Below are 499 nucleotides of genomic sequence, written 5' to 3' on the forward strand. Positions count from 1 at the left end.
GAACGCGTCCGAAGCCGATCCGCTCCTGCTCCAGCCGCACGTGCCCGCTCCCCAGTCGCTTCCAGCGCAGGTCGTCGAACAACTCGCGCTCCGATGGAGCGAGTTGCAGCAGTTCGCGCAGCACGGGCTGCGGCTCGTCGGTCCATTGCTCCCGATGGGCGAGCAGCGTGGCCCGGTCCATCAGGAACGACTCGACATGCGGGAAGTGCCCGCGCAGTTGATCCAGGATCGCGAAGCCGTGGGTGTCGATGTCGCCCCAGTAGTGGATCGTGCGCGCGTGCAGCCACCGGGCCGCGGCCAGCGTGTCGACGCCGTAGCCGGCACCGAAGACGACCATCGCATCGGCCAGCGGTGGAAAGGCGAGGAAGTTGACCTCGTTCTCCGTGATGAAGACGCGCGAGACGGCGGGCGCGAGCCGGGCGAAGGTGTCGTGGTCGACCGTGACATCTTCTGCCCCGCCGGTCCCCAGCAGCGATCGCTGCGCGTCGAGCACGCGAAG

The 499-nt window shown here is 68.5% G+C and carries 1 protein-coding gene; it reads right to left on the reverse strand.

Annotated elements, in window-relative coordinates; all coding sequences use genetic code 11:
• The coding region (locus CS062_RS25280) for a DUF2220 domain-containing protein (protein WP_199174376.1) at positions 1-499 on the reverse strand (499 nt) is incomplete at both ends.

Source organism: Roseateles chitinivorans, assembly GCF_002761755.1.
Classification (GTDB): Bacteria; Pseudomonadota; Gammaproteobacteria; order Burkholderiales; family Burkholderiaceae_C; genus Roseateles; species Roseateles chitinivorans.